At 39.2% G+C, this 11,928-nt stretch carries 2 protein-coding genes; both read right to left on the bottom strand.

What is annotated here, in order from left to right; translation table 11 throughout:
* Nucleotides 1-5,268: hypothetical protein (locus ACFIKR_RS01220; protein ID WP_375658502.1), on the bottom strand; the 5,268-nt coding region annotated here is incomplete at its 3' end.
* 626 nt (nt 5,269-5,894) lie between these two features.
* Nucleotides 5,895-11,624, bottom strand: a complete 5,730-nt coding sequence (locus ACFIKR_RS01215) for a Vomp family autotransporter (protein WP_375658501.1) — start codon at nt 11,622-11,624, stop codon at nt 5,895-5,897.
* Nucleotides 11,625-11,928 lie beyond the last annotated feature (304 nt).

The raw sequence follows: 11,928 nt of genomic DNA, 5'->3' as shown, positions 1-11,928 counted from the left end.
TAGCGACTGATTCAAATCATAAATCTGTCCGCCATTAACCGCATCACCCGAGCCTGATGCTATAGAACCATCAGCCAGTGATGTGATCTTGCTGTTTGTCTTATCTCCGTCTTTTTCTCCATGCTTAGCTACAAAGGCACCTGTAGTCTTGTCCCACAACAAAGCATCACCTTGCACTGCTTGCGTAATATTCGTTAGTTTTTCATCAAACTTTTTGACCTCATTCGCTAGATGCGTATTCACATTCTTGACACTCGTATCAAGACCCGCAAACGCACTACCAACATCGTTATATGGATTAGTCGTTACTGTACCATCTTCAGCAACATTAGAGATCTCGTAAGTCGGAACAACCCATGCACCATTTTCATAGCTAGCAGCACCGCCTAAAGATTTTGCAATACTGCTCCCTAGGGTATGAAGCTGTGAGCCATTTACTGCATCCGTCGATTCTTTCGTAATATCTCCTACAGCAAGCGACGTAATTTTACTGGCTTTTCTGTCATCACCTTCCCCATGCAGAGCTACAAAAGCTTTGTCATCATCGCTCCAAGATAAAGAATCCTGTGCAACTCCTTCTGAGACTTCCTTAATACGATCGTTAACAGTCTTGATATTCTTATCAAGACCTGCAAAAGCAGAACCAACATCGGTATGCGGTTTATCTGTTACTTCACCTTTTTCATCAATACTGGATAAATTATAAGTTGGCCCTTTAAAAGTACCATCCTTAAATTCAGCATCTCCACCCAAGAATTTTGCTACATCCGTTGAAAGGATGTGAACCTGTCCTCCATTGATAACATCCGTTGAGTTTTCCGCAATCGATCCTGCAGCTACATTATGCAGTGCAACAGGTGTAGCACCCTTCCCTTTACCAAAAGTTACATTTGTATAATCAATTTGATCATCTGTTGTTTTATCGTAAAGAACAACAGAAGAACTATCAGACAGAAGGGTATCAGAAAGATCCTTCAAACCTTTATCAAGCTGTCCCTTGTTAACCGCTTCATTATCTTTTTCTGCCGCCTTCACACCAGAAACAGTCCGTGCTACGCCACTCTTGTTTGCGATATTGATTTCACTACCTTCTATTCCTTTACCAATGTTGATAACATCTTCATTTTTCGTAACAAGCAGATTACTGATTACATCGCTGATCGCATTTTGAACCTTTGTGAAAAGTTGACCCACACCTGAAAATGCATCTGATACATTCTTATAGCTTGATTCAGCTTCAGTGCCATCATCATTGATAGTTTTGAGCTTAAAATCAGGAACATTCAATTCCCCATCCTTATATTCAGCGTCATTAGAAAAATATTTTGCAACCTTATCGCCCAGTGAATAAAGTTGAGAACCGTTTACTGCATCCGTCGATTCTTTCGTAATATCTCCTACAGCAAGCGACGTAATTTTACTGGCTTTTTTGTCATCACCTTCCCCATGCAGAGCTACAAAAGCTTTGTCATCATCGCTCCAAGATAAAGAATCCTGTGCAACTCCTTCTGAGACTTCCTTAATACGATCGTTAACATTCTTGATATTCTTATCAAGACCTGCAAAGGCTGAACTAACATCGGTATGCGGTTTATCTGTTACTTCACCTTTTTCATCAATACTGGATAAATTATAAGTTGGCCCTTTAAAGTTTTTTCCATCAAAGGATACATCTCCACCTAAAATTTTCGATAAATCCGAAGCTATGGTATTAATCTGACCACCCGTGATTGCATCATGTGAATCCTTGGAAATCTTACCATCAGCAACATTATGGAGGCCTACAGCTGTCTTATCTTTAGCTTTTCCTAAAGTAACACTTGTGTAATTAATGCTGCCATTTTCATCATTTTTTTTATCATAATGAACAACAGCTGATTCATCAGACTGAAGACTGTTCGAAAGATCTTTCAAGCCTTTATCAAGCTGTCCTTTGTTAACGGCTTCATTGCTTTTCGTCGCGTCCTTCACGCCAGAAAGCGTCCGATCCGCACCAGTCTTATTGGCAACATTGATTTCACTGCCTCCTACTGCAGCTCCAATAGTGAGACGATGCGTTGTTTTGTCTTGCTGAACAAAGCTTTCGCTTTCTACTTTATTAATCACATTATTAACCTGTTCAGTCAATTTATTCTGAACATTCGTGATAGAACTACCAACTCCAGCAAAAGCAGATGCTACATCAGGATATTCCTTATCTTCAGGGCTGCCATCTTCCTTGATTGCTTTTACCTTGAATGTAGGAGCGGTCCATTTACCATCCGCATAGCTGGCACCACCACCAAAATAAGATGCAACACCTGTGCCCAATGTATGAAGCTGTGAGCCATTTACTGCGTCTGTTGAAATTGCACTGATTGCCCCGCCGAGTAAACCGGAAAGTTTCCGCCCTTCATTACTTTTGTTCAAAATACTGATTTCGCTACCACCAGTTTCCATACCAACAGTGATAAGACCTGCTCCTCCATCAGCGAGACTGCGCGTTCTCGTCTTCTTTGCTACTTGCTTAACAAGAATACTGTCTCTTACTTCATTAATTTCAGTATTTGTTGCCAAAAGTTGGGAACCATTGACCGCTTCGGTTGATTCTGCTGTGAGGGCACCATCTTGAATGCCTGTTATCTTCTTACTGCCAGCGTCAATACCACCCGTTGTTATTTTCGGACCACCTGTAATTACTAGACCTGTTGCGTCTAGGGTATTTGTGCCGGCCTTTACGCTCGTTAATGCAACATCTTGAGCCAGATCAAATTTTAGCTTATTGTCTTTATCACCTTTTGTAATTTTAAAATTTTTACTTCCAGTTGAAAAATCTACTGTATCATCTATGCTAACGGCTTTGGTATTTTTATCATCAACAGAAAGTTTCCAACCTTTGCCTACGTACTCTCTTAGTGCTTTTAGCTGCGCAATGTTGACGGCATCAGTATCTGCATAACCCGCTGCCACACCTGTAAGCTGTCGTGTTATCTTATTCGGAGTATCACCAATACTAAAAGCTCCTTGAGTACTCTTCCAGATCACACCATCATCTGTTGACTTGCTACCTATGGAAGGATCATAGCCAACAGTGGACGCTGGGTTACGAGAAAAAGATTTATAACCCACAGCAACACCACCAGTAACACCAGCTTGTACTTGTGCATTTGAACCTAATGCCATACTATTTGCACCAGATGCATTTGAAAGTCCACCTAATGCAATACTATTTTCAGCAGATGCCGCTGCAAAACCACCTAATGCAATACTATTTTCGGCAGATGCATTTGAAAGATTACCTATAGCAATACTTCCTTGCCCACCTTTTTCCTCACTGGCGGCAATTTTAATGCTCTTCGATTCGGCATTCCATTTAAAGACACTATCATCGGTAGCTTTTTTAATCTCATTGTGAAGATTTACATAAGACTTACCCACCCCCTCAAAGGCTTTTGCTACATCCGGAAAACTTTCTTCTTCAATCTCATTCGTCTCAGGATTGAAAGTCTTAATTTTGAACTTTGGATCATCCCATTGGCCATTCGTAAATTTAACACCACCGCCTAAATATTCAGCTATATGGGTAGCTACAACATTCAACTGACTACCATTTACCGCATCTTGTGAATCTGCACTAAGATCACCAGATGTAATACCAGTTACCTTTTTATTTCCAGCATCAATACCACCGGTGGTTATTTTCGGACCATCAGTAATTACTAAGCCGGTGGCATCGAAGGTATTTGTGCCTGCCTTTACGCTCTCCAGTGCAATGTCCTTAGCTAGATCAAATTTTACTTTATTGTCATCTTCGCCCTTTGTAATATTCAAGTTGTCACTTCCAGCAGAAAAATCTACTTCATCGTCTATAAGAACGGTCTTGCCATTTTTACCTCCAACTGACAGTTTCCAACCGTTTTTTCTTACAACTTCTTCTAAATCTCTTAACTGTCGAACATTAACTGCATCAGCAACATCAGAACCAGCTGCTACGCCTGTAATTTGTCTGGTTATACCCTTACTATAGTCACCAACACTCACTGCGCCCCGCGTACTTTTCCATTGCGCCTCGGTGTTTTTTGCAGGACCCTGCAACACAGAAGTATAACCAAAAACGCCAGCAGCCCTATCAGCTACAGAATCTCTTCCTATAGCAACACCATCATCCACCGAAACTACAGAATCGACACCTATAGCGATAGCTCCATCTCCCTGTGCTTTCGAGTAGAAGCCTATAGAAATGGCATGCTTATTAAATGCATATGCACGGTGACCAAAAGCAGTAGAGCCATACCCTAGGGCTTTAGAAATGGCTCCTACAGCTGTTGAATAATCATCCTTCGCAGTTGTATAATCATTATTTTCATGTTCGCTCTTCTCATTATATTCACCACCTATTGCGACACTGCTTTTTCCCAAAGCATGAGCCATATTTCCTATAGCAACACCATATTCACCTTTCGCATTCGCCTTAAAGCCTAGAGCTGTACCGGAATCCTCCTCTACTTTTGCATAACGACCAACAGCAACCGAGTCACTCTTTAATATCTTTGTGTCTGCCCCAATGGAAACGTTCCCACCTCGACGGATCTCCGAGTTAGCACCTATGATAACAGACGCCGCTAGTTTTTTATCTCCTTCAGCGAATACCGCCTTCGCTTTATAACCAATAACAACACTGCCCGCGGTTTTCGCATCAACGTCTTCACCAAAAATGACATTATTTCCTGATGCATCACGTTGCATTCCCTCAGTTGAACCACTCCGCAAAAGGTCAGAAACATTAATAATATCTGTATTCTCATCATCCTGTGCAAGCTGTTGGTCTGCAGAGCTATCAACCACAAATGACCGTGGACTAATGGGAGATTTTTTATCTTGCCCCCCTGCATTTAACGTTTTTTTCGATAGGTTATTACTGTTTTCTGTCAAAACATTTATTATAGAACTCTCATTACTCGGATCTAGAAGAGTTCTGGTTAAAAAATTTGCATAGTCATCAGCAGCACTAATCTTTTCTAATCCGGCTTTATTGAGTGCTGTTAAATAATTGTCTTTTGAAACAGGAGAAGCATTCAAATCAGCAACAGAGATGATGTTTTGTGGATAAGAGACACCAGCACTGTTAACACCCTCAAGAAATGTGTTTCTAAAATCAGGATTTGCTGAAAAAACAGGTGTAACATTCGATAAAAATGTAGCCGCTGTAGCCGACGAAAGAACTTTAACAAAAGAAAAACGAGAAAAATTTAAATCGCTCCCTGCTAATTTTGTATATAATTTTTTCATAATGAACTCCCCAATGAAAAATAACTATAAACACAAAAAAGACACATTTAAGCGCTATAAAGTTCTTTAAAATCGGTTTTTTCTAAACATAAAAATTTAGTGTCTGATTGAAAAGATAGAAAGGTTGTGTTTTTAGGTTTTATGGTTAACGTGCTTTGCTTTTTTACATTTCCTAAGAAGGTAAACTTTTTGTGGTGATTGATTTTTAAACTTTAAGCTTGTTGGTTGTTTTTTGCAAGGGGTAGAGTTAGTTTAGTATATTATTTCTGTAACTTCCTCCAGTGAAATTGAAATACAAAATATATACTATTGTCTTGTTAGAAAATTTTTTAATAGATTTCTAGAGAGTGAAAGGTTTTTTTCTATCTGTAGGGTGCTACAGATTTTTATATTTAAAAATTACAGCAAAAAATAATAAACTTATAATTTATGAAAAAACTCATTATCTTATTTTGAAATAAGGAGTTCACTTTGTTGAAAGTGTGCGGTTTTTCTGTTTTGTAAACCTGTATTTATCATTGTAGCGCTTACCAATTTATATATGTTTTTTTACATCCGTAAAAACAATTTACCCCTGCCTCATGAGACAGGGGTGAAAAAGTGTTTTTTATGTATTTTGTTTATTATCAGTTCAATGTCATATTGAATCCCGCACCTACACCCCAGTGACCTCCAGAAGTTGTTGCGGATATGTTAGAACGGTATTTTCCATTTTCTGAGGTGTAACCTGCACCAAAGGCAAATGCAGATTGGCTACGCCATAAACCAGTACCAAATCCAACGCTTAATTTTCCAGGCGTATCATTGTAGCGTAAGTTAGACACTGCTAAACCAATCGCAGCTGCTTGTCTTGCCTCTTTTTTCACACTCTCAATACTATAGTTTAAAACATCAAACTTCATATCTGTATATTGCTTAGCCCGATCAACAGCATCATCAATCGCATCAATCCTGATATTATTTATCCGTTGATCTGTGTAGTGCTTGGATTCATCAAGAATAATCTTCATCTGTTCTTGGGTATAATCATGGAGCTGACCACCATTTACAGCTTCTTTCGACCCTTTTTCAATTTTACCATCAGCTACATTATCAATCATAACAGGTTCACTAGGATCACCACCCGCTAATGTGATTTTATTGGTTTTTTTGCCGTTTTCATCTCTGTCATAACGAACAGCGTCCTCAGCAATATCGTTAACTTTATTATCAATATTATCAACTTTGTTTTCAATATTGAAAACCGTTTTACCAATATCCGTAACCGTAGTGGAAATATTGTCGACTCTATTGGTAAGATGCTTAACATCTTTTTCAACACCCGTGACACGTTCATTGGTTTCCCAAAGTTGTCCACCATTAACCGCATCTTTCGAACCTTTTTCAATTTTACCATCAGCTACATTGATAATCTTACTCGGCTTACCATCGCGACCAGCATCATAGGCTTTTTCTTTATCATTCCACTTTAAAGCATCTGTATCGACCTTGTTGATGACATCATCAATACGGTTATTAATATTTGACATCCCATTATTAATATCACCAAAAGCATCAGCGACATTATGGTGCTCTTTCTCAACAGTCGTACCATCAGCATTGACTTGAACAATCTTAAAAGTAGGATCTGTCCATTTGCCATTCTCATATTTGGCACCGCCACCGAAATAATTAGCAAGCTTGTTGCTCATGAAATAAAGCTGGTTACCCGTAATGGCATCTGTTGAACCATCCGCAATCTCACCATCTAAAAGATACTTCAATTTGCTCTTTGTTTTCTGCCCATCTTTTTCATGACGTGCAACAAATGCTTCTTCATCATCATCCCACAATAAAGCATCTTTTGAGAAATTTTCAATTTTCTGATTAAACTCATTGGATACATTTGTTAAGCGCTTATTTACATCTTGAACATTTTTATCAAGACCTGTTAAAGCTGAACCAACGTCATAAAAATTAGCCTGCCCTACCTTACCATCTACAATAGCCGATAAAGTATATTTCAGCCCTTTAAAAGCACCGTTAATAAACTTTGCACCACCGCCAAAAAACTTTGCAATATCTGCTGATATTTTATTAATTTGACTACCATTGATTGCATCGTGGGAATTTTCAGAAATGCTACCATCTTTTACGTTATGAAGAGCAACTGGTCCGTTGTTCTTATCGCCACCCAAAGTCACACTACCATAATTAACATTACCATCGTCATTCTTATCGTAGAGAACCGCAGCAGCAGTTACTGTCTCAATATCTTTAGAAATCTTATCTATGCTTTTATCAAGTTGGTCTTTGTTAACAGCTTCATCACCATTCTCTGCTGCCCTAACACCAGAAATCTTGCGTGCTAACTTGCCACTGCCTGCAATATTGATCTCAGTACCAGCTGTATCCTTACCAATTGTAATAGGCGCTGACACACCTCCGTCTTGCTTAACAAGACTATTTTTCACAACATCGGAAATCTTATCATCAATCTTATGGATAGAAATATTCACACCCGTAAACGCATCAAAAACACTATTATATTTTGTATCCTGAATAAGGAATGTTGGTTCTACACCATTCAGTACATCTGTACTACCACCAAAATATTTCGATGTATTTTGAGCAACTGTTTTGAGATCATTGGTAACAGTAGTCACATTTTCGTTTGTCTTAAAGAGTTGTGAACCATTTACCGCTTCCGTTGATGTTTGAGAAAGTGTTCCATCTTTCACACCAGAAAGTGTACGGTCCATACCACTTTTATTTACAATGCTGATTTCAGTACCACCTGTTGCCTTACCGATAGTAATAAGACCGTCTTCTCCCTCCTGCTTCACAAGGCTATTTTTTGTTATATCAGAAATTTGATTGTGAATATTTGTGAAAGTATTGTTCACACCTTCAAAAGCATCAGCAACATTGTCATAAGACTTCTTAGAGACAGCACCATTATCGTTGATCTGATAAACTTTGAAAGTAGGAGCGTGCCATTCTCCATTTTCATCATATCCAGCGCCACCACCAAAATAAGAAGCAACGTCCTTCATTGCAAGGACTAAATGATGATTAACATGCCTGATATTTGTATCAAGCCCTGACAAAGCCGATCCAACATCATTATGTTCCTGCTGTTTTACCTGACCATTTTCATCAATAGTAGTTAAATTATATCTCGGTTTTCTAAAGACTCCATTCTCGAATGAGGTCCCACCACCAAAAAACTCAGCAACATTTTGGGATATTTTATTAATCTGGCTACCATTGATAGCGTCATGCGATTGATCAGAAATCTTTCCATCTTTGACGTTATGAAGAGCAACTTGCCCGTTAATCTTATTACCTCCTAAGGTCACACTATTATAATTAACAGAATTATCATCATTCTTATCATAGAGAACCGCAAATTTATCCATTTGATTAATAACATTATTATTAATATTTGTTACAGTGTCATCGAGTTGTTTTTTATTAACAGCTTCATCATCGTTCTCTGCAGCTTTCACGCCCGCGATAGTCCGAGCTCCCTCAGTACCTGTGATATCAATTTTCGTACCGCCTTTTTCTTTACCAATGGTAATAAGCTTTTCGCCCTCATCCCATTGAACAAGACTATTACTTGCTACATTGTTAATCTGACTATAAATATCTGTGATATAGCTATCGACAGCAGCGAAAGCACCAGTTACATTATTATGTTTCGTTTTCTGAACCGTAAAAGTTGGTTTGAAGCCATCAATTACATCTGTCTCACCGCCAAAATATTTTGAAATATTATCAGCATAATTGAAAAGCTGATGACCATTTATTGCTTCTGTTGAATCAGAACTGACTTTTCCGACTGCAACACCAGAAATAATTCGATTTTCGTCATCATTATTTGCAACATTGATTTCGATGCCATCTTTTTGCGCACCAATGGTAATAAGCTTCTGATCTTCATGCCATTTAACAAGGCTATTATCTACTATTTGATCTTTTATTTCATTCAGCTGTGAAACATTTACGGCATCATTCTCATTAGTACCCTTTTGTACTCCTGTAATTTTTGTATTAGCAGCAAAAATACCACCCTTCGTCATGTTTGGTCCATCCTTGATCATGAACCCAGCGTTACTCATACGGCTATCCCCAGTTTCTACACGACCAACTTTAATATATTCACTTAAATCAAACTTGACTTCATTGTTATCGCCTTTGGTAATTTTTATATTTGTATTCTCACTCTCATTATTATCATCGTCTTTCTGCTTAGCTGCAACAAAATTTACTGTACTACCAGCTTTAACATCTGTAGCATTGTTACCATCAACAGAAAGCTTCCAGCCTGTTGCCATCCCTGCTGTAAAGTCTTTTAACTGCTTATAATTTACAGCATCGGTATCGTTTTCCCCTGCCGCTACTCCTTTAATCGTTTTATCACCAGCATGAATGCCATTAACAGTTATGCTCGGCCCATTACCATCAGTAAACCCAAAGCCAACAGCACTCATAACGCTTTCTCCTGCTGTGACAGTCTTTACCTGAATATCATCAGCTAGATCAAACGTGACATTGTGATCATTATCTTTTGTAATCTTGATATTTTTTGTACCTTCATTGTCAGCTGACTGAAAATTTACTGTACCATTTGGACCAATAGCCGTAGCATTTCCACCGTTAACAGCAAGCTGCCAACTCGTTTTAGTTGCCTCTTGTATAGCTTTCAGCTGTTTATAATTTACTGCATCGGTATCTTCAGTGCCCTCTGCTACGTTTATAATCTTTTTCTTGGCTGCATCAATACCATCAATAGTCATGCTTGGACCATCATTACCATTAATAAAAAAGCCATCCACAGTCATGCGAGAACCGTTTTCACCATTAACAAAAAAGCCATCATCGCTCATCTTGCTTTGACCTGTGGTAACTTGTGTCAGTGTGAGAGTATCACTCAAAGTAAATTCAATTTTATGCTTATTCTCTGTAGTATTTCTTTCAATCTTTAAGTTATCTTTTCCTTCTTCTTTTTCACTTTTCACTGAAAAATCTACGGTATTGCCTGCTTTAACCTCTGTAGGATCTTTATCATTAGCAGAAATCTGCCAAGTACCTCCCCCTGCTATGACATCTCTCATAGCTTTCAACTGGGCAACATTCACTGCATCAGTGTCTTTACTCCCTGCTGCAACATTTGTAATCTGTCGCGTTAAGTTCTGGTTAGTATTACCAACACTAAAATCACCTGCAGTGCTTTTCCATGCAAGATCACTCTTTGTTGTTGTAGTATTTGTTACAGGATCATACCCCAAAACTTTCCCATCAACACGAGAGACAGATCCCCCCCCCACAGCAACACCATCTATAACGCGTACTTGTGCATTTATACCAATTGCAACTGAATGAGCCGTCTCAGCATAAGTATGAGTACCTATGGCAATCGAATTTTTACCCTTTGCTATTACTTTTCTTTCCTCCCCGTTGTCTGCAGGTTCCCCACCACCTATCGCAATAGAACCAAGAGCTTGAGCTTCAGCCTTCGTGCCTATAGCAACCGCGTACTCGTCAGTTGCTTTGGTCTTTAATCCTAATGCAATACTATCGTAACCAGATGCAGATGCCACCTTACCAATAGCAACACTATTTATACCGCTCGCTGTTGCATCTGAACCAAACGCAATCGCATCGTCTAACGTAGCTTGGGAACGCACACCTAAAGCAATGCTATTTTTACCAGAAGCGGTTGCAAGTCCACCAATAGCAACCGTAGATTCCCCCGATGCTTCTGATCCCACACCCATAGCAACACTTGCTTTTCCAGCTGCAAGCGCAGAAACACCAAAGGCTTGCGCCCCTCCAGCCTTTGCCGTTGCACCTGCACCAAAAACGGTTGAATAATTCCCCGTTGCAGCAGATCCACAACCAGTTGCAAAAGAATACACACCATAAGCCTCAGGCGTAGCGCTCTCGACACCACCAGTCAGCGCCCCCATATAACCACCACGAGGGGTTGTAACACTATTACCACCCCAAATGACCTGTTCAGTGGTTGTGCCATAAGGATTACGATTACCAAATTTTTGATCCGTGATAAATCTATTATATTGCTGCTCTGCGGTTATTTTATCAGTACTAGCAACTGACTCCTGTTGCTTGCCACCACGACCAATAACAGTGTCTGCACCACAGAAATTATCATCACCAGCTAAAACAACACTCCCATGACTACCGTATCTATAAGCAACACCAGCACCACTTGTACTTAAATTAGCCCCTCCTGTGAATGCAAAGTTAGCAGCGAAAACCGGCGAAACACTTGATAACAGTGCGGTCATTACTGTTCCCAAAGAAACAGCTTTAACCAAGTTTGATGTTGAATATAATTTTTTCATAAGAACCTCCTCCAACAGAGTCCAATACCATTACAACGCGCAAAAACCTCACGGCAAAACCCCTGTTTGCGCCCCCAAAAACGAATAAATTAAAGATAAAAACCATCCCCCGCGATAGCGATCTCCATCACAGCATCACCCTAAAATCTCTGAAAAGATATTGAATCTAGAAAAGTCCCCAACCCTTTTAGCTAGAGGGATTCAAGCTAAAAAATAAATCAAAACACAAGACTTTGAAAATATAACGTAATCTCCATTCAAAAACACTGCGATTTATCTCTTAACAAAAATAGTTTCACTAAAG

It is taken from the genome of Bartonella sp. MR30HLJHH (genome assembly GCF_042194195.1).
Classification (GTDB): domain Bacteria; phylum Pseudomonadota; class Alphaproteobacteria; order Rhizobiales; family Rhizobiaceae; genus Bartonella; species Bartonella grahamii.
Note: the sequence above shows the minus strand (reverse complement) of the source record. Positions and strands in the feature narration are given on the sequence as shown.

What these genes read in the sequence shown, in the direction of transcription:
- ACFIKR_RS01215 (WP_375658501.1), bottom strand. Translation starts at nt 11,624, where the DNA reads ATGAAAAAATTATATTCAACATCAAACTTGGTTAAAGCTGTTTCTTTG.